Source organism: Oscillospiraceae bacterium (assembly GCA_025757685.1).
In the GTDB taxonomy this organism is placed as follows: domain Bacteria; phylum Bacillota; class Clostridia; order Oscillospirales; family Acutalibacteraceae; genus CAG-217.
Window position 1 is genome coordinate 688663 of sequence record CP107220.1, and the last position, 18367, is coordinate 707029.

Consider the following 18367-nt stretch of genomic DNA (forward strand, 5'->3'; position numbering starts at 1 on the left):
AAAAAGCTATAAAGAAAAAAGGCACAGCGTAATGCTGTGCCTTTTGATATATACTTGTTAGTTTTTCAGGCTATGGAGCGGTGCAGGGATCTTGCCGCCGCGGTTGATGAACTTGGCAGGGGAGCCGGTGTTCACTTTCATGACAGGGCCGGCGCCCAGCAGGCCGCCGAACTCCAGCTCGTCGCCTACCTGCTTGCCGATGGCGGGAATCACGCGCACGGCGGTGGTCTTGCAGTTGACCATACCGATGGCGGCCTCGTCGGCGATAATGCCGCTGATCACCTCCGGCGTGGTGTCGCCGGGAATGACGATCATATCCAGACCCACGGAGCAAACAGCGGTCATGGCTTCCAGCTTCTCAATGGTCAGCGCGCCACAGCGGGCTGCGTCGATCATACCTGCGTCCTCAGATACCGGGATAAAGGCGCCGGACAGGCCGCCTACGCTGGAGGAGGCCATCACGCCGCCTTTCTTGACAGCATCGTTGAGCATAGCCAGGCAAGCTGTGGTGCCTGCGCCGCCGCACTTTTCCAGGCCAATCTCTTCCAAAATATGGGCCACGGAGTCGCCTACCGCTGGGGTGGGGGCCAGGGACAGGTCCACAATGCCAAAGGGCACGCCCAGCCGCCGAGAGGCCTCTACGCCTACCAGCTGACCCATACGGGTGACTTTAAAGGCGGTCTTTTTAATCAGCTCTGCAATATCGTTAATGGAGTAGTCCGGGAACTTGGCAACGGCCGCGCGCACCACGCCGGGGCCGGACACGCCCACATTGATCACGCAGTCCGGCTCGGACACACCGTGAAAGGCACCGGCCATAAAGGGGTTATCCTCCGGGGCGTTGCAAAACACAACCAGCTTGCCGGCGCCGATGCAGTCGTTCTCTTTGGTCAACTCTGCGGCTTCCTTGACCTTTTGGCCCATCAGCTTTACCGCGTCCATATTGATACCGGCTTTGGTGGAACCGATGTTTACGGAGGAGCAAATGTGCTCCGTCTCTGCCAGCGCGCGGGGGATGGAGTCAATCAGTTCCCGGTCGCCGGCGGCAAATCCCTTTTGTACCAGGGCACTGTAACCGCCGATAAAGTTCACCCCGATGGTGCGGGCTGCTTTTTCCAGCGCCAGGGCGTACTTTACCGGGTCGCCGCCGCTGATGCCTGCCATAATGGCAATGGGGGTCACGCTGACTCGCTTGTTGATAATAGGAATACCGTATTCCCGCTCAATGTCCTCGCCGGTCTGGACCAGCTTCTCCGCCTTAGTGCAAATTTTGTCATACACCTTGGCGCAAGCCTTGTCAATATCCGTATCGGCACAGTCTAAAAGGGAAATGCCCATGGTGGTGGTACGAATGTCCAGGCACTCGTCCTGGATCATACGAATGGTTTCTAAAATATCGTAAGTATTGATCAATGGAGTGCCTCCTGTTAAATCTTGTGCATGGAGTTAAAAATATCCTCATGCATCACATGGATAGAAAGATTGCTTTCTTTGCCAAAGTCCTCCAATTCGCCGGACAGGGCGGAGAGAGAAGTGTTGCAACGGGTCAGGTCCGCCATCATGATCATGCAGAACATATCCTGCAAGATGGACTGGGTCACTTCTACAATATTCACCTGGTGTTCGGCACAGATGGCAGACACCTTGGCAAGAATGCCCACGGTATCTTTACCTACAACTGTGATGACTGCTCTCATTATCAAGACCTCCGTTTTGTCTTTTATTTTCTAATGATTATAACAAAGATGTAAAATTTTTTCAATAAAAGCGCAAAATATATTTTCAACTTCCGCCGATTGTGGTAAAATACTGTGCAACAAGCGGATTGGAGATGAAATTGTGCATTACGAAAATTTGGTAGACCTGCACACCCACTCAGATCATTCCTTTGACGGCAAACAGTCCTGTATGCTGCTGTGCGAGACGGCGGTGGCCAAGGGCGCGTCCTGTATTGCCATTACCGATCACTGCGAGATTGACTCAAAGACCGAGGACTTTCGCGCGCTGTGTACCAATCAGTATGTAGAGACCTTTGAGTGCAAGCGGTACTTTGAGGGTCAACTGCTGGTGCTCCAGGGGATTGAGCTGGGCCAGGCCATTTATAATATCCCGCTGGCAAATCATATTCTGGATAAGTTTAATTATGATTTTGTGCTTGGCTCCATCCATAATCTGCCGGAGATGGAAGACTTCTTTTTTATGGATTATAAGGATAAAGATGTTTATGACCTGCTGAGCCGGTATTTTCAAAAGGAACTGGAGTTGGCAAAATGGGACGGCTTTGACTCGCTGGCGCACCTGACCTACCCACTGCGGTATATGGTTGGGGAGCAGAAGATCCCGGTGGATATGACCCGGTTCGACGATGTGATCGGCGAGATCTTTGAAACGCTTATTAAGAACCATAAAGCCTTAGAAATCAACACCAGCGGCATCGCCATGCCTCTAGGCGACACCTTGCCCGGGGAAGCGTACATACAGCGCTTTCACGATATGGGCGGGCAGTATATTACCGTTGGGTCGGACGCCCATGTGCCGGAAAAGCTGTGCGGCAATGTGGACAAGGGTATGGCGCTGGCCAAGAAGTGCGGGTTTGACTATGTGACCATCTTTAACCGCAGGGAGCCTATGCTGGTGCCCATTGCGTAAACACAAGGAGAGAAAACGATATGATGGATGAACTGTTAAGTTTAATCAAAGAGAATCCTCGCCTGACCAATGCAGAGTTGGCGGCGGCGCTGGATCGGGACGAAGCGCAGGTGGCACAGCAGGTGCGCCAATATGAAGCGGACGGCGTGATCAAAGGCTATTGCGCCATTTTGGATAAGGAGAAAGCCGGGGACGAAACGGTGACTGCACTGATCGAGATCAAAGTGCAGCCCAAGTTCGGTCACGGCTTTGACGATATTGCCCGGCGCATTGCGGCGCTGGAAGAAGTGGAGAGCATTTTCCTGATGAGCGGTGGGTATGACCTGTGCTGCCTGGTGACGGACAAGTCCTTCCAGGAGGTGTCCATGTTCGTTGCCAGCCGCCTGTCGCCCATGGAAGATGTGGTGTCTACCGCCACCCACTTTATCCTAAAGAAGTATAAAGAGCAGGGCATGCTCTTTGCACAGAAGAATACGGACGATCGGGGGAATATTTCTCTGTGATCCAATATGAAAATGATATGAATCCCGCTCTTTGCAATGTAAAGCCCAGCGGTATCCGCAAGTTCTTTTCCATTGCGGAAGAGATGGATAACGTGATTTCCCTTGGCGTGGGCGAGCCGGACTTTTTGACCCCCTGGCATATCCGCCGAGAGGGGATCGACTCCTTAGACCGGGGCGCTACCCGCTACACTGCCAACGCCGGGCTGCTGTCCCTGCGGCAGGAGATCTGTGCCTTCTATGCCCGCCGGTATCATTTGCAGTACAGGGCTGAAAATCAGGTACTGGTGACAGTTGGCGGCTCCGAAGGCATTGATATGGCCATCCGCACATTGGTGTGCCCCGGTGATGAGGTGCTGGTGGTGGAGCCGTCCTTTGTGTGCTACAAACCGCTGGTAGAGGTTAGCGGCGGTGTGGCTGTGCCGCTGGTAACGAAGGAAGAAGACCGCTTCCGTCTGACGGCTGCCGCACTGGAAGCCGCTATTACGCCTAAGACCAAGCTGCTGGTGTTCCCATACCCCAACAATCCCACCGGTGCGGTGATGCGCCGGGAGGACTTGGAGCCAATTTGTCGAGTGCTGCAAAAGCACAAGATTTATGTGCTGTCCGATGAGATTTACAGCGAGCTGACCTACGGCGGTGCGGACCACACCTCCATTGCTGCCATGCCCGGCATGGCAGAGCGCACGGTGGTTATCAACGGTTTTTCCAAGACCTATTCCATGACCGGCTGGCGCCTGGGTTATGCACTGGGGCCTGCACCTATTATTCAGCAGATGACCAAGCTGCACCAGTTTGCCATTATGTCCGCCCCCACCACCAGTCAAACGGCTGCCATTGAGGCCCTGCGCCATGGGGACGGGGACATTGATAAAATGCGCCGGGATTATGATATGCGCCGCCGCTTTACCGTGCACGCATTTCGTGAGATCGGGCTGCCCTGTTTTGAGCCGGAGGGAGCGTTTTATTTGTTCCCTTGCATTCAATCCACCGGCCTTAGCTCCGAGGAATTTTGCGAGCGGCTCATTTATTCCAAGCGGGTGGCTGTGGTGCCCGGCAACGCCTTTGGCGACTGCGGCGAGGGCTTTATCCGCGTGTCTTACTGCTATTCTATTGAGAACATTAAAGAGGCTGTCACCCGTATCGGTGAATTTGTGAAAGAATTAGAGGACGAGCATGACCGTTAAACGCGTAGAAGTGCTGGCGTATGCCAAGATCAACTTAATGCTGGATATTATCCGTCGCCGCACCGACGGCTACCATGATCTGTTTATGATTATGCAGAGCGTGGGCGTGGCCGATCGGGTGACTGTGGAGCGTGAGCCGGGGCGCAAGCTGCGGCTGACTGCCAGTATGGATGATATTCCCCTGGACGATAAAAATATTGCATGGAAAGCGGCCGCTTTGTTCTTTAAGACCACCGGGCTGCGCTGTCCGGGACTGCATATTCACTTGGAGAAGCACATTCCCCACGCAGCGGGTCTGGCCGGCGGCAGTGCAGACGGTGCGGCGGTGCTGGTAGCTCTGAACCGGCTGATGGGCACGGATTTATCTACGGACCAGCTGTGCGCCATGGGCGTGCAGATCGGTGCGGATGTGCCCTTTTGCATTGTAGGCGGCACTTGCCTTGCACAGGGAATTGGCGAGGTGCTCAGTCCCTTAAAGCCTATGCCGTCTTGTCATATTGTACTGGCAAAGCCGGACTTTGGCGTGAATACCGGCAAGGCCTACGGTTTGTTTGACACCAATGGCAAGACCCATAATGCGGACCAGCTGGGTATGCTCACTGCGGTGCAGAATCGGGATCTGCCTGCCATTTGCGGCAAGCTGGAAAATGTGTTTGAGCAGTTTGTGGAGGTGCCCGGTCGTATTGAGATGAAAGAAGTGCTTCGTGCAGCCGGTGCAGCAGGTGTTTGTATGAGTGGCAGCGGGCCAACCCTTTTTGGCATTTTCACTGACAAAGCACAGGCCCTGGCAGCGGCACAAGATTTGGCACCTTTTGCCAAGGATATAGCCGTCACCAAGCCGGTGCGGCAAGGCTGCAAAATTGTAGATGTCATAGAGGCTTGATAGAACGATAAAAAGGTCACCGTATATGCGGTGACCTTTGCGTCGCTTTTGCAGGGCTATTCTCTTGTTGGATTTAAGTGCAGCACGATGATCTCCGGGTGGTTAAAGAGCCGCAGGGGGAACTCGGCGTTGCCGATTCCGCGGGAGACAATCAGTCGCGGCCGCTCTCCAAAGCTGCCCCGGGCGTACTGTGGGCGCAGACCCTGACCGGGGGAGAACACCGGCCCGATCCCCGGGAGGATCCATTGCCCGCCGTGGGCGTGGCCGGACAGTTGCAGGTCAAAGTCATACTGCCGGTAATTGTTTTCTGCCACGGCGGCGAAGTTCTCCGGATAATGGCACAGCACGATCTTATAGCCCGGGTGTTCTGCCAGCCGGGCAAACAGGGCAGAGGAGTCCCGGTAGTGAAAAGTGCCTGCCTTGCGCTGGCGATAGGCCTCAAAGCTGGCCTGATTTTCGTCCAGCCCCAGGAAGGTAATGCCCTTGACCGTTTCGATCTTATCCGTCAGCACATGAAAGCCGATGGCGGACAGTTCATGCATCAAAGTATCAAAATCCGCCAGCCGTCGCTCGTGATTGCCGGGAATGTACAGCACCGGCGCCAGCTGCACCAGCTGCCGTCCGTAGTCCAGCATTTTTTGGCGATTTCGATTTTTGTCGTTGATATAATCGCCGGTAATGCAGATGATGTCCGGTTTTTGGGCGGCTGTTTCGTTTAAAATACGAGCGGAGGGCTTGGAATGCAGATCTGACAGGTGCACCACCGTACAGGGTGGCGCACCGGGAGCCGACATATCGTATGCGGTTATATCCGGGCGGTTGTTCTGGTTATAGGCAAAGACCAGAAACAGCACCACCGCGGCAAGGATTACGGGAAGAATCCAATACATTTTTCATCACTCATTTCATCAACAGCATACCTTTTTTCTTAGCTTTCGTCAAGAAACAAATTGAATTTATAAAATAAAGGGATTTTTTCTCTTTTTGCGTATAAAATATAGACTATTGGATAGGAGTGGCGTTATGGACAGTGCAATTCGTTTGCGATCGGAAGAAAATGAAAGACGCATATTGTCGCCAAAAGCCTGCTTGGCGGCAGAGAGCCGCGGCCGTTTGCGACCGGAGCCGGCGTGCGAGATCCGCACCTGTTTTCAGCGTGACCGGGACCGGATCATTCATTGCCGTTCCTTTCGGCGGCTCAAGCACAAGACCCAGGTGTTTCTGGCGCCCAGCGGTGATCACTACCGCACCCGCCTGACCCACACCTTAGAGGTGGCGCAAATCGCTCGCACCATTGCCCGGGCGTTGCAGCTGAATGAGGATCTCACCGAGGCCATTGCCCTGGGGCACGATCTGGGGCACACCCCCTTTGGTCACGCCGGGGAGCGGGCGCTGAACAGCTTGTGCTCCTGCGGCTTTACCCACTATGCCCAGAGCGTGCGCACGGTGGAGAAGATCGAGAAAAACGGCGCCGGGCTGAACCTGACCGATGAAGTGAAAAACGGCATTCTCTGCCACACCAAGGGAGAGGAGGCCTACACTTTGGAGGGGCAGATCATTCGCATTGCGGATAAAATCGCCTACATCAATCATGATATTGACGACGCCTGCCGTGCCGGTGTTATGGCGGAGGAGGATATTCCGCTGGAACTGCGTATGGCATTGGGTATGACTAAATCCCAGCGCATCAACCACATGGTGCTTGATGTGATCGAGAACAGTACGGACAAGATTCGTATGAGCTCGGACACTTACGAGTTGTTTTGCGATCTGCACGACTTTATGTTTACCGCCGTATATACCAACCCGGTGTGCAAGGGCGAGGAGCGTAAAGCCGTGGATATGCTGACGAAAATTTATGGCTACTACATTGACCATGTGGAGGAAATGCCGGAGGAATATGTGCGCATTGCCGGTGAGGACGGTGACGAGCGTGCCGTGTGCGACTACATAGCCGGTATGAGCGATACGTATGCACTGAAAGTGTTTAACCACCTGTTTGTGCCTATGTTTTGGCATGAGTAAGGGTCATTATAGTATAGACAGAAAGAGGTGAGAGATCGTGGCTTTGAGCGATAGTTTTTTGCAGGAACTAAAAATGAAAACGGATATAGAAGATGTGATCTCCACTTATGTGACCTTAAAGCGGCGTGGCGCCACTCTGGTGGGTTTGTGCCCCTTTCATAATGAGAAAACGCCGTCCTTTACCGTGTACCCGGCCACGCAGTCCTTTTACTGCTTTGGCTGCGGTGCCGGTGGGGACGCCATCACCTTCTTAAAAAAGATTGAGAATTTAGACTATTTGGACGCAGTTAAGACCCTGGCCCAGCGGGCAGGGCTGCAAATGCCCCAGGAGGGCTTTGACGACTCCCTGTCCAAACGGCGTCGCCGGATCTTGGAGATGAACCGAGAGGCCGCTCGCTTTTATCATAGCGTGCTGCTGTCCCCGGAGGGCAAGGTGGGCTATGATTATTATATCGGTCGTGCACTGAGCGCCGCCACGATCAATCATTTTGGTTTGGGCTTTGCCCCCAATCAGTGGGACGCATTGCTCAAGCATATGCGCACCAAGGGCTACCAACCGGCAGAACTGGTGGACGCCGGGTTGGCCCGAAAAGGGCAAAAAGGGTATTATGACAACTTCCGCAACCGGGTCATGACCCCCATTATTGATGTGCGGGGCAATGTGATCGCCTTTGGCGGTCGCGTGCTGGATGACAGCAAGCCCAAGTATATCAACACCGGCGACACGCTGGTATACAAAAAGACCAACGAGCTGTTTGCCCTGAACTTTGCCAAAGACAGTAAAGAGGACGCGCTGATTTTGTGCGAGGGCTATATGGATGTGATTGCCATGCACCAGGCCGGGTTTACCAATGCGGTGGCCGGTTGCGGTACGGCGCTGACTACGGAGCAGGTGCGGCTGATCAGCCGCTACGCCAAGGAAGTGATCCTAACCTACGATGCAGACGAGGCGGGGCAAAAGGCACTGCAAAAGGCCATGACCCTGTTTGACCAAACAGATGTGAAAGTGCGCATTCCCGCGCTGGTGGGCGGCAAGGATCCGGACGAAATTATTCGTACCTACGGTCGGGACAAGTTTAAGGGTATGCTGGAGGGCGCGTCTAACGAAACAGAGTTTCGCCTGCTGGCCCTGCGCCGTCAATACAATTTGGCCACTACCCAGGGCAAGATCGACTTTATCGGCGGCGCACTGCAAATCCTATCAACTTTGCCGCCGGTGGAGCAGGATTTGTATGTATCCCGCCTGTCGGAGGAACTGGGTGTGGAGCGGCAGAATATGAAGGTGCAGCTGCAAGACCTGGTTGCCCGTCAAGGCAACAGAAGAGAAAAACGGGAATTCAACCGTATTGTGCAGGAGAATATGCGAAAGACCGCTCGGGAAACGATGGCCACAGACGCCTCCCTGCGTAAGCTGCGGGCGGAGGATCGGTTGATCAGCTTGCTGCTGCGCTATCCGGATTGCAGCCGCCTGTGCAAGGACTTTGACCCTCAGTGGCTGACCCCCGGCTTTGCCCAACGGGTGTTTACGCTGATCTTGCAACGGCTGGAGAATGGTGACGGTACGGAGCTGATGGACCTGCGGGACCGGTTGACGGACGACGAGATGGGTCGCCTGTCCGGTATTATTGCCCGTGGCGGTGAGTCAGCGGACGCCAAGCAGGAATTTTCCGACTGCCTGCAAACCATTCGTGCTGAGCAGCAAAAAAAGCAGGAGAGCGCGGCAGAACTGGACGACCAGGCCTTTCGTGACCTGTTTCGCCATCATTCATAAACCATGGGTTTACATATAGAAATACGATGAAATGAGGATTCAGACTATGAGCAACAACGAATTGCATTTGCCTGCCCAGCAGCAGGTGAGCGAAGAAAAGAAAAACGCTGCCTTTAAGAAGCTGGTGGAGCGGGGCAAGCAGTCCGGCCACCTGTCCGCACAAGAGATCGACAATGTAATTGTGGAGCTTGACCTGGATGTGGACGAGCTGGAAAAACTGAACGAGATGATTGACTCGGCCAACATCAGCATTGTAGACGACTTTTCTGCCGAGGCGCTGGACGGTATTCCGCTGGAAGTGGATCTGCCCAAGGAGACGGACGCTGCGGAGACGGTAGCCACTAACGATAACGCGGCCATGGACGATCCGGTCAAGGTGTATTTGAAAGAGATCGGCCGGGTGCCGCTGCTAACCCCGGAGGAGGAGATTGAGCTGGCAATCCGCATTGCGGATAATGACGAAAAGGCCAAGAAGCGACTGGCAGAGGCCAATCTGCGCTTGGTGGTGAGCATTGCCAAACGCTATGTGGGTCGCGGTATGCAGTTCTTGGATCTGATCCAGGAGGGCAACCTGGGCTTAATCAAAGCAGTGGACAAGTTTGACTACACCAAGGGCTTTAAGTTCTCCACCTATGCTACCTGGTGGATCCGCCAGGCGATTACCCGCGCGATTGCGGACCAGGCCCGTACCATCCGTATTCCCGTGCACATGGTGGAGACCATCAATAAGGTAAAGAAAGCCAACAGCCAACTGCTGCACCAAAACGGCCGTGAGCCTACGGCGGACGAGATTTCCGAGTATTTGGAGATGCCGGTAGATAAGGTGCGTGAGATTATGCGTGTGGCCCAGGAGCCGGTATCTTTGGAGACCCCCATCGGTGAAGAGGAGGATAGCCATTTGGGCGACTTTATCCCGGACGATGACGCGCTGGCCCCGGCAGACGCTGCCTCTATGAGCCTGCTCAAGGAACAACTGGCCGATGTGCTTAAGACCCTGACCCCCAGAGAGGAAAAGGTGCTGAGTCTGCGCTTTGGCTTGGAGGACGGAAACCCCAAGACCTTGGAGGAAGTGGGTAAGGAATTTAATGTGACCCGTGAGCGTATTCGCCAGATTGAGGCCAAGGCACTGCGCAAGCTGCGCCACCCCAGCAGAAGTAAGAAATTAAAGGACTTTTTGGACTGATGAAACCGGAAGAAATCGCGCGCATTAACGCGCTGGCCCGTAAGGCCAAAACGCCGGAGGGTCTGACCCCGGCGGAAAAGGAAGAACAAGGCGCTTTGCGCCGTCGCTACATTGACTCGTTTAAGCGTAGTTTGGTCAGCCAACTGGATAACACCTATGTAGTGGAGCCGAACGGTGAAAAGCACAAGCTGCAACGCAACGAGAACAAAGGAGATTAACGCATTTATGCTTGATTTCAAGGAACCGAAAATTACGGACAAGCCCTGGGTGGATCAATGCCTGTCCCACGCCCACAGTATGAACTGCGAGTATACATTTGGCAACATTTTCGTTTGGCGCACGGCGTATGTGACCCGCATTTGCCATTATAAGGACTTTTTGCTGATCCGTTACGGCAGAGGGGCAGACATTGCGTATTCGCCCCCGGTGGGCACCGGCGATTTTGCCGATGCGGTGCGGGTGTTACAGCAGGACGCGGCAGAAAATGGCGTCACTTTACGCCTGCTGGGTGTGACCGCCAGCTATAAAGAATTGCTGGAGGCGGATTTCCCGGGAAAATTCAACTACACCTATTCCGACGATTATAACGATTATATTTACAGTGTAGAGAAAATGGCCAATTTGTCCGGCAAGAAGTATCACGGCAAGCGGGGGCACATTACCTACTTTATGAAGGCGTATCCGGACTGGCAGTTTGAAGTGCTCACCCCGGAGAATGTGGGGGAGTGCATTGCCCTGCATACCAGCTGGATTGACGAGAAAGACCAAACGGAACAAAAAGAAGAGGACGCCGAGTTTTCCCTGGAGTTTGAAGCGGTGCTCTCCGCCTTTGACAATTACAAGGCGTTGGGCTTTGTAGGCGGACTGATCCGGGTGGGCGGCAAGGTGATCGCCTACACCATGGGTGAGCCTCACAGTAAGGAATGCTTTGTGACCCATTTTGAAAAGGCACCGGCAGATATGCGCGGGGCGTTCCCCATCATCAATCAGGTATTCACGCAGCAGTGCCTAAGTGGCTATACCTATGTGAATCGGGAAGAAGATTTAGGATTGGAGGGCTTGCGCAAGGCCAAGCAGTCCTATCACCCGGAGATATTCTTAGAGAAGTGCGTGGCCACCTATGTTGACGAAAATTGAATTTACGGAAGATGCCACACAGATCGTTGATCTTTGGCACCGGGTGTTTGGGGACGATGAAGCGTATATCCGCTTCTTTTTGGACAACTGCCGCCACAAACGCTGCGTAGGTGCCTTTGTGGGGGAGCGGCTGGTGTCTATGCTGTTTTTGCTGGACTGTACCTATAACGGACAGCAGGGGGCTTATGTGTATGCGGTAGCCACCCACCCGGATTACAGAAAACAGGGCTTTATGCAAAAATGTATTGACTATTCCCAGGCATTGGATTATGATTTTCTATGTTTGGTGCCGGCAGAGGCGTATCTTTTCGATGTGTATGCCAAATTCGGTTTTCAGTCCCTGCTGTTTGGTACCGCCATGCCGGCACAGTTAGACGACAGCTGGCAAACGGCGGGGGAACAGGTGTATTTTGACCGCCGCCGTGCCTGGACACCGACGCCTGCGGTGGAACTGGTAGATAGCGACTACCTGTATCGGGAAAATGTGCTGCTGGATGGCAGCTTCTATTGTAAAGACGATGGGATCGCCGCGGTGCGGGACGGTCGGATTTGCGAATATATCCAAAAGAGTGGCAATGTGCTGACTGCCGAGCCGGTGGGTATGCTGTGGAGCCGCCGGGCGTTGCCACCGGGCTACTTTGGCCTGTATATGGATTAACGGAGGTTACATAACTATGGTTTATGTCTTTTTAGCGGACGGATTTGAACTGATCGAGGCGTTGGCGCCGGTGGATATGCTACGCCGGGCCAAAATCGGCGTGATGACCGTTGGCATCGGCGGCAGTGTAATCACTGCGTCCTGCGGGGTCAGCGTTACCTGCGACATTAGCGACAAGGCCTTTCGCTTCAAGAATGTAGACGCCATTGTGCTGCCCGGCGGTATGCCCGGTACGAAGAATTTGGAAAAAAGCCCGGTGGTGCAGGATGCCATTGACAAGGCTGCAGAGCGCAACACGCTGATCTGTGCCATTTGCGCCGCACCGTCTATTTTGGGCCACAAGGGTCTGCTTAATGAGAAGGAAGCCATTTGTTTTCCCGGCTTTGAGCAGGAACTGACCGGCGCCACCATTTCTAAAAAGCATGTGGTGTGCGACGGCGACTTTATCACCGCCAAGGGCGCCGGTGTGGCTGTGGACTTTGGGCTGGAGATTGTGTGCCAGTTGGAGGGTCGTGAAATGGCAGCCAACGTGCGCAAGACCATTCAATGTCCGTAAAGGGTGACCTGCGCCGCGCATTTCGGCAGCGGCGACGGGAAAAGATAAACAGAGCCGCGGCGGACGCCGCCATTGCCCGCCGGGTGCTGGACAGCAGCGCCTATGGGCAGGCAAGTGTGCTTTTAGGCTATGCCGCCCTGCCGGAGGAGATACAGACGGACGGCATTCTTCGCCGTGCGCTGGCAGAGGGCAAGGCGCTTTATTTGCCCCGCTGTCTTGACGATGCCGGGCAAATGGCCTTTTATCGGGTGCAGGCGCTGGAAGATCTGGAAAGCGGCAGCTTCGGTGTAAGGGAGCCGTCTTTAGCCGCGCCCCAATACAATATGGATTTAGACGGTCAGGCCCTGTGCTTGGTGCCGGGTCTTTGCTTTGATGGCAAAGGGTATCGGCTGGGCTACGGTAAGGGATACTATGACCGGTTTTTGGCAAAATTCCGTGGGGTGACCCTAGGACTTTGCTATAATGATTTTTTGCAGGACTGCCTGCCGGTGGGGGACTATGATCTGCCGGTACAGCAGATTGCTACGGAGGACTGGGTGTTCGCCGTGGAGCAAGGAGCAGCGTATGAATGAAAACAGAGATTTGAATCAGCGGGAGAACGGTATTAATCCCTCGGAGCTCAGCGGTAAAGGGGACTACTATTTCTCTAACGGTGTGCAGGAGCGCACCCCTCGCACCACGCCGGTGGGTACAAAACGCAAGCCGGCGAAAAAAGGCAACGGCGTAAAGTCCACTTATGTGTTCTTTATTGTGGTGATTGCGGTGTCCATGGCACTGTCTGTGTACGCCGTGTTCTGTATGAATGACATTTTGGCCATCACCAAGACCAAGTCCACCGTCACTGTGTCTATGCAGGAGGAGGTCAAGACCGCTTCAGATGCCATTGACCTGCTGGCGGACCAGGGACTGATCAAGTGCAAGGGCTTTTGCAAGTTTTTTGCCACCTTGCACGATAAGGTGCTTAACGATCCCATCGGCGGACCGTACCCGGCAGGGGTGTATTACTTAAACGGAAAAATGGGCCTGGAGGGTATGCTGCAGACCTTGCAGGGCTCCTCTGCCACTTCGGAGACGGTGACCCTGATTTTTCCTGAGGGTATGACCGTACCGGAGATCGTCAATAAACTGACAGAGAACGATGTGTGTGACAAAACGGCGCTGCTGTCCGTGATCGATTCCACAGAATTTACCTATTCTATGGTGGCGGACTTAAAGGCCAATGAGCATGTGCCTTACCGTCTGGAGGGCTTTATGTTCCCGGATACCTACGAGTTTTTTGTGGGGGAGAACGCCTCCAGCGTGGTGAAGAAGTTCCTGTCTAACGGCGACAGCAAGATCTCCGAAAAAGATCGCGCCCAGGCCAAAAAGCTGGGCTATTCCATGTATGAGGTAATGACCATTGCCTCCATTATTCAAAAGGAAGCCGGCAGTGAGAAGCAGATGAAAACTATCTCCTCTGTCATTCATAATCGCCTGAGCGATAAAACCAACTTCCCATCCCTGGGCTGTCAGTCCACCTCTGACTATATTACCAACTTTGTAAAGCCAAATTTGTCCTCAACCAGTGCCCACACGGCGGACTATTATCTGGATTATTACAATACGCAGACCACCTCTACCGTGGTGGGGCTGCCTGCCGGTCCTATTTGCAACCCGGGTAAAGCGGCCGTTCAGGCGGCGCTCCATCCGTCGGATACCGGTTATTATTACTTCTTCCATGACACCAAGGGCAATCTGTACACTGCCAAGACCTATGCCGAGTTTAAGCAGAAGGTACAGACCTACGCCCCCTATCTGGCTGCATGATGAAGCGGGTGGAATTGCTGTCCCCGGCAGGGGATATGGAACGGCTGGAATTGGCAGTTAAGTTCGGTGCAGACGCGGTGTATGTGGGCGGAACCCAATTTGGTATGCGCTCCAACCCATCCAATTTTGACCCGGCGCAGCTGCAAGCGGCTTGCAAGCTGGTGCACGCTGCCGGGAAAAAGCTGTATTTGACCTGCAACACCTTGCCCCGCAGCTATGAGCTGGATGCGCTGCCGGACTTTCTCCGCAGTGCCCGGGCGGCAGGGGTAGACGCCTTTATCATTGCGGATATGGGCGTGCTTGCTATTGCCAAGCAGGCGGCACCGGAGGTGGAAGTGCATATTTCCACCCAGGCGGGGATCGTCAATTATGCGGCGGCCAATGCCTTTTACCAAATGGGCGCCAAGCGGATCGTTACCGCAAGAGAGCTTTCACTGGATGAGATCAAGATGATCCGGGACCATACGCCTCCGGAGCTGGAAATTGAGGCCTTTGTTCACGGTGCCATGTGTATGAGCTTTAGCGGTCGGTGCATTCTCTCGGATTATATGGTGGGGCGAGATGCCAACCGTGGTGACTGTGCCCAGCCCTGCCGCTGGAAGTACCACTTGATGGAGGAGACCCGCCCGGGGCAGTATTTTCCCATCAATCAAGAGGAGAACGGCACATATATTTTCAATTCCAAGGATTTGTGTATGATCGAGCATATCCCGGAGCTGGTGGCTGCAGGAGTGGACTCGTTTAAGATTGAGGGTCGCGCCAAAAGTGCCTATTATACCGCCGTTGTGACCCACGCTTATCGTCAGGCGCTGGACGCTTATTTTGCCCACCCGTCCCCGGACTTCCGTGTGCCGGACTGGGTGCTGGCGGAGATGGAAAAAATGAGCCATCGGGTTTATACCACCGGCTTTAACTTCGGTCCGCTGCAGAATGGGCAGGAGCTGAATACCGGCGGCTATGTGCGCACCTGGGATGTGTGCGCCCTGTACCGAGACCAGCAGGGGAACCGGTTGATCGTGGACCAGCGCAATCGCTTCTTTGAGGGCGATATCCTGGAGGTGCTGGAACCGGGGCAAAAGCCCTATACCCTGACTGTTCGAGACCTGGTGCGAGAGGCAGACGGCACGCATACGGAGGCAGCCAATAAGGCAACGGAGGTGTATTCCTTTACCGTGGATCGCCCGGTGTCCCCGGATGCTATTTTGCGCCGCAAGCGGGACGAGGACTAAACAGAATACGCATTTTTTGCACCCCTGATGTACATACTACACCGGGGGTGTATTTTTATGGGTAGACGGCTTCACGCATTTTCACTGGTTATGTGCCTGCTATTTACCGTCGTTTGCGGGCGGGTGCTGTATGTGGCGCGCAGCGGTGATTTTGCCGTAGGTCAAAGCTATAACAGCTACACCCTGCTTTTTGAACAGAACGATACGGAAATCACAGACCGACTGGGACGATCCATGGGCGGCACCCGCAAAGAGTGGGTGGCTGTGATCCGCCCTACGCAGGATTGCCTGCGAGAACTCCCGCGCCTGTTTGCGCCCGGAGATGTGCAGCGCATTGCAAAGGAACTGCAAAAAGGCTATCCGGTGCTGGAGCCGGTAGCCACTAAGGCGGATACAAACCACATTGTAATTATGGAGCGCACAGTGCGGGACAGCACCACCCTCCACGCCCGTCAGCTGCTGGACCGTGCCAGCGGCGGACTGGGTCAATATACAGCCGTTGCCACGGAGAAAAAATTGAACTTCGCCACCGACGCCATGGGGCGGGTGCTCTCCGGCAATGCCATGACGGAGCAAACAGATCGTACCGGCGCCCCTGCCACCATGCGAACCACGCTGGATCTGGAACTTCAAAAGACGGTGGAGCAGGCGGCCGAGTCGATCAAAACCGGCGCTGTGGTGGTGCTGGATGTACCTACCGGAGAGGTGCGCGCCGTGTATAGCGCACCTGCGGACTACTATAACCGCGCATTGTCCGCTTACGCTGTTGGCTCCGTTTTTAAGCTGATTGTTGCCGCTGCGGCGTTGGAAGCAGACTTGCAGCCGGTCTATGCCTGTAAAGGTGAAATTAAAGTGGGCGATACAGTCTATCGGTGCCAAAACGGTCGGGTGCATGGTCGGCAGACGATGGAGCAGGCGCTGGCCCATTCCTGTAACTGCTACTTTGTGCAGCTGGCGCAGAAGTTAGGCGCCGGGCGGTTGTACCAAATGGGGCTGGATTTTGGCTTCGGCACGCCGATTGCGCTGTATAAGGATTTTCAGAGCGCTGCCGGGCGGCTGCCGTCTCTGTCGGTGCTGGCGTCTCCCGGCCAGCTGGCACTGCTGGGCTTTGGGCAGGGGAAGCTGACGGACACACCGCTGCACTTTGCCCGTTGCGTTGCGGCCATCGCCGGTGGCGGCGTGTATTGTTCGCCGGATTTGACCGGCAAGGCGACAGCGAAACCGCGCCGCGTGATGCAGGCAAGGCATGCAAAGACGCTGCTGGCCTATATGCGCACGGTGGTAGCAGCGGGTACCGGCAGCGGCGCCGATTATCGTGGCCGCTCCGCCGGTAAAACCGCCACCGCCCAGTCCGGCCGTTATGTGCGGGGCAGGGAAGTGCTCAATACCTATTTTGCAGGGGTGTATCCCTTTGATCATCCCCGCTATGCCATTGTGGTGATGCGGGAAAACGGCACCTCCGGCGCTGCCGATTGCTGCCCGGTGTTTCGCCGCATTGTATCAAAGTTGCCGTAGGCCTTGCATTACTGTCCCTTTTGTGGTACAATGCCCATACAATAGGGGGGACTTTACTTGCAAACATCAAAGTTAAAAACACTGCGCATCCTACAGATGCTTCAGCAGTACAGCGATGAGGAAAATCCGCTGTCTGCTACGGATTTGATTGAACGATTACAGAACGACTATGGCATTCGGTGCGAGCGTAAATCCATTTATGCGGATATTAAAGCGCTCCAGGAGGTGGGCTTTGATGTGTGCCGCACAGACTATCCCCGCCGGGGCTTTTACATGGCCGGTCGTACTTTTGAGCTGGCAGAGGTGCGTATGTTGATGGACGCGGTGCAGTCCGCCGGGTTCATTACGCCGAAGAAGACGGAGAAGCTGGTGCAGAAGCTGGAGAGTCTGCTCTCCGCCGGCCAGGCGGAAAGCTTGGTGCGCCAGGTGTATTGCCAGAGCGAGAACAAATGTTCGAATGAAGAGATCTATTACATTATAGATAATTTGCACCAGGCCATCTGTGACGGCTGTAAGGTCAAGTTCGCCTACAAGCGCCGGGCGGTGGATCCCAAGAATAAAAAGACCTTTCGAGAGAAGATCTTTACCGTGTCGCCCTATGCGCTGATCTGGAAGGACGATCACTACTATTTGGTTTGTAATAACGAAAAATATGACAATCTGATGAACCTGCGCCTGGATCGTATGCGCCGTATTACACCGCTGAGCCAAAAGGCACGACCGGTGGAGGAGGTCAGCGCGTATAAGGGCCGGTTTGATACGGCAGACTATGCCGCCAAAATGTTCAATATGTTCTCCGGCGAGACCGCAACGGTGCGCTTGCTTTGCAAGTTGGATACCCTGGAGGAAATGGTGGACCGCTTCGGCACGGCCATTCCCATTCACGCGGTGGACGGCGATCATTTTGAGACCACCATTTCGGCGGCGGTCAGTGAGGGCATGGTCAGTTGGCTGATGCAGTACGGCGGTCGCGTGCAGGTGCTGGAGCCCCAGAGCCTGATCGACAGCGTGCGTGCCCGGGCGGAGACGGTGCTGTCCGCGTATGCAAAAGAATAGAATTTTGTGCAGCAGGGGAGTCCCTGCTGCTTTTTTTGCCTGCTTATACGCTATTTGTGTATGGTATTATTGTCGATATACACTTGCAGAAAATGGTTGATATTTGTGCATAATTAACAGACACTGCCCTAATAATTGTCGTGTTTCCATAAAAATCCAATTAGTTAACAAATATTTTACAATTTCTATTGACAAGAAATTCTCAAGCGTAG

At 54.4% G+C, this 18367-nt stretch carries 19 protein-coding genes; 16 read left to right on the forward strand and 3 right to left on the reverse strand.

The annotated features are described in order from the left end of the window. Positions 1-57: 57 nt before the first annotated feature. Complete coding sequence (locus tag OGM59_03055) at positions 58-1413, reverse strand: PFL family protein (GenBank protein UYI91458.1); 1356 nt, start codon at positions 1411-1413, stop codon at positions 58-60. A gap of 14 nt (positions 1414-1427) precedes the next feature. Further along, positions 1428-1697: an ACT domain-containing protein gene (locus OGM59_03060; protein UYI91459.1), complete on the reverse strand. Its 270-nt coding sequence runs from the start codon at positions 1695-1697 to the stop codon at positions 1428-1430. Positions 1698-1839: 142 nt separating this feature from the next. Here OGM59_03060 and OGM59_03065 point away from each other — a divergent pair, with 142 nt between their 5' ends. The 4 genes from OGM59_03065 to ispE are packed head-to-tail and all read left to right on the forward strand — an operon-like array spanning position 1840 to position 5219. Then, entirely contained in the window at positions 1840-2649 is an 810-nt protein-coding gene (locus tag OGM59_03065; GenBank protein UYI91460.1) for a histidinol-phosphatase HisJ family protein, read from the forward strand. A gap of 20 nt (positions 2650-2669) precedes the next feature. After that, positions 2670-3152 carry an Lrp/AsnC family transcriptional regulator gene (locus OGM59_03070; protein UYI91461.1) on the forward strand — a complete coding sequence of 161 codons (483 nt, stop codon included), beginning with the start codon at positions 2670-2672 and terminating at the stop codon, positions 3150-3152. A gap of 17 nt (positions 3153-3169) precedes the next feature. Further along, the gene (locus OGM59_03075; GenBank protein ID UYI91749.1) at positions 3170-4336 is read left to right on the forward strand and encodes an aminotransferase class I/II-fold pyridoxal phosphate-dependent enzyme; all 1167 of its coding nucleotides are present in this window, start codon (positions 3170-3172) and stop codon (positions 4334-4336) included. Beyond that, positions 4326-5219 (forward strand): 4-(cytidine 5'-diphospho)-2-C-methyl-D-erythritol kinase, encoded by an 894-nt coding sequence (gene ispE, locus OGM59_03080; protein UYI91462.1) that lies wholly within the window; start codon positions 4326-4328, stop codon positions 5217-5219. The genes OGM59_03075 and ispE overlap by 11 nt, the downstream gene beginning before the upstream one ends. Before the next feature lie 56 nt (positions 5220-5275). Here the strand turns inward: ispE and OGM59_03085 are convergent, their stop codons facing one another. After that, positions 5276-6109 carry a metallophosphoesterase gene (locus OGM59_03085; GenBank protein ID UYI91463.1) on the reverse strand — a complete coding sequence of 278 codons (834 nt, stop codon included), beginning with the start codon at positions 6107-6109 and terminating at the stop codon, positions 5276-5278. Between the two features lie 133 nt (positions 6110-6242). Here OGM59_03085 and OGM59_03090 point away from each other — a divergent pair, with 133 nt between their 5' ends. The 12 genes from OGM59_03090 (at position 6243) to OGM59_03145 (ending at position 18155) form a co-directional block, all read left to right on the forward strand. Next, complete coding sequence (locus OGM59_03090) at positions 6243-7244, forward strand: deoxyguanosinetriphosphate triphosphohydrolase (GenBank protein UYI91464.1); 1002 nt, start codon at positions 6243-6245, stop codon at positions 7242-7244. Positions 7245-7317: 73 nt separating this feature from the next. Then, on the forward strand, positions 7318-9015 hold the full coding sequence (dnaG, locus tag OGM59_03095; protein ID UYI91465.1) for a DNA primase: 1698 nt from the start codon (positions 7318-7320) through the stop codon (positions 9013-9015). Between the two features lie 46 nt (positions 9016-9061). Then, a complete protein-coding gene (gene rpoD / locus OGM59_03100; protein ID UYI91466.1) occupies positions 9062-10198 on the forward strand; it encodes an RNA polymerase sigma factor RpoD in 1137 nt (378 codons plus the stop codon). Further along, complete coding sequence (locus tag OGM59_03105; protein UYI91467.1) at positions 10198-10416, forward strand: DUF896 domain-containing protein; 219 nt, start codon at positions 10198-10200, stop codon at positions 10414-10416. The genes rpoD and OGM59_03105 overlap by 1 nt, the downstream gene beginning before the upstream one ends. 7 nt (positions 10417-10423) lie before the next feature. Beyond that, entirely contained in the window at positions 10424-11335 is a 912-nt protein-coding gene (locus OGM59_03110; GenBank protein ID UYI91468.1) for a phosphatidylglycerol lysyltransferase domain-containing protein, read from the forward strand. Continuing rightward, entirely contained in the window at positions 11319-11993 is a 675-nt protein-coding gene (locus OGM59_03115; GenBank protein UYI91469.1) for a GNAT family N-acetyltransferase, read from the forward strand. The genes OGM59_03110 and OGM59_03115 overlap by 17 nt, the downstream gene beginning before the upstream one ends. Positions 11994-12009: 16 nt before the next feature. Continuing rightward, positions 12010-12549 (forward strand): DJ-1/PfpI family protein, encoded by a 540-nt coding sequence (locus OGM59_03120; protein UYI91470.1) that lies wholly within the window; start codon positions 12010-12012, stop codon positions 12547-12549. Continuing rightward, positions 12540-13121, forward strand: coding sequence for a 5-formyltetrahydrofolate cyclo-ligase (locus OGM59_03125; protein ID UYI91471.1), 582 nt, complete (start codon positions 12540-12542; stop codon positions 13119-13121). The genes OGM59_03120 and OGM59_03125 overlap by 10 nt, the downstream gene beginning before the upstream one ends. Next, positions 13114-14355, forward strand: a complete 1242-nt coding sequence (mltG, locus tag OGM59_03130) for an endolytic transglycosylase MltG (protein UYI91472.1) — start codon at positions 13114-13116, stop codon at positions 14353-14355. Before OGM59_03125 ends, mltG begins: the two co-directional genes overlap by 8 nt. Further along, positions 14352-15584 carry a U32 family peptidase gene (locus OGM59_03135; GenBank protein UYI91473.1) on the forward strand — a complete coding sequence of 411 codons (1233 nt, stop codon included), beginning with the start codon at positions 14352-14354 and terminating at the stop codon, positions 15582-15584. The genes mltG and OGM59_03135 overlap by 4 nt, the downstream gene beginning before the upstream one ends. 57 nt (positions 15585-15641) lie before the next feature. Next, complete coding sequence (locus tag OGM59_03140; GenBank protein ID UYI91474.1) at positions 15642-17099, forward strand: penicillin-binding transpeptidase domain-containing protein; 1458 nt, start codon at positions 15642-15644, stop codon at positions 17097-17099. Between the two features lie 96 nt (positions 17100-17195). Then, positions 17196-18155 carry a WYL domain-containing protein gene (locus OGM59_03145; GenBank protein UYI91475.1) on the forward strand — a complete coding sequence of 320 codons (960 nt, stop codon included), beginning with the start codon at positions 17196-17198 and terminating at the stop codon, positions 18153-18155. Positions 18156-18367 lie beyond the last annotated feature (212 nt).

What these genes read in the sequence shown, in the direction of transcription:
- OGM59_03145 (UYI91475.1), top strand. Translation starts at nt 17,196, where the DNA reads ATGCTTCAGCAGTACAGCGATGAGGAAAATCCGCTGTCTGCTACGGAT.
- OGM59_03140 (UYI91474.1), top strand. Translation starts at nt 15,642, where the DNA reads ATGGGTAGACGGCTTCACGCATTTTCACTGGTTATGTGCCTGCTATTT.
- OGM59_03105 (UYI91467.1), top strand. Translation starts at nt 10,198, where the DNA reads ATGAAACCGGAAGAAATCGCGCGCATTAACGCGCTGGCCCGTAAGGCC.
- OGM59_03135 (UYI91473.1), top strand. Translation starts at nt 14,352, where the DNA reads ATGATGAAGCGGGTGGAATTGCTGTCCCCGGCAGGGGATATGGAACGG.
- dnaG (UYI91465.1), top strand. Translation starts at nt 7,318, where the DNA reads ATGAAAACGGATATAGAAGATGTGATCTCCACTTATGTGACCTTAAAG.
- OGM59_03070 (UYI91461.1), top strand. Translation starts at nt 2,670, where the DNA reads ATGATGGATGAACTGTTAAGTTTAATCAAAGAGAATCCTCGCCTGACC.
- OGM59_03110 (UYI91468.1), top strand. Translation starts at nt 10,424, where the DNA reads ATGCTTGATTTCAAGGAACCGAAAATTACGGACAAGCCCTGGGTGGAT.
- OGM59_03075 (UYI91749.1), top strand. Translation starts at nt 3,170, where the DNA reads ATGAATCCCGCTCTTTGCAATGTAAAGCCCAGCGGTATCCGCAAGTTC.
- OGM59_03090 (UYI91464.1), top strand. Translation starts at nt 6,243, where the DNA reads ATGGACAGTGCAATTCGTTTGCGATCGGAAGAAAATGAAAGACGCATA.
- OGM59_03060 (UYI91459.1), bottom strand. Translation starts at nt 1,697, where the DNA reads ATGAGAGCAGTCATCACAGTTGTAGGTAAAGATACCGTGGGCATTCTT.
- OGM59_03125 (UYI91471.1), top strand. Translation starts at nt 12,540, where the DNA reads ATGTCCGTAAAGGGTGACCTGCGCCGCGCATTTCGGCAGCGGCGACGG.
- OGM59_03120 (UYI91470.1), top strand. Translation starts at nt 12,010, where the DNA reads ATGGTTTATGTCTTTTTAGCGGACGGATTTGAACTGATCGAGGCGTTG.
- rpoD (UYI91466.1), top strand. Translation starts at nt 9,062, where the DNA reads ATGAGCAACAACGAATTGCATTTGCCTGCCCAGCAGCAGGTGAGCGAA.
- ispE (UYI91462.1), top strand. Translation starts at nt 4,326, where the DNA reads ATGACCGTTAAACGCGTAGAAGTGCTGGCGTATGCCAAGATCAACTTA.
- mltG (UYI91472.1), top strand. Translation starts at nt 13,114, where the DNA reads ATGAATGAAAACAGAGATTTGAATCAGCGGGAGAACGGTATTAATCCC.
- OGM59_03115 (UYI91469.1), top strand. Translation starts at nt 11,319, where the DNA reads ATGTTGACGAAAATTGAATTTACGGAAGATGCCACACAGATCGTTGAT.
- OGM59_03085 (UYI91463.1), bottom strand. Translation starts at nt 6,109, where the DNA reads ATGTATTGGATTCTTCCCGTAATCCTTGCCGCGGTGGTGCTGTTTCTG.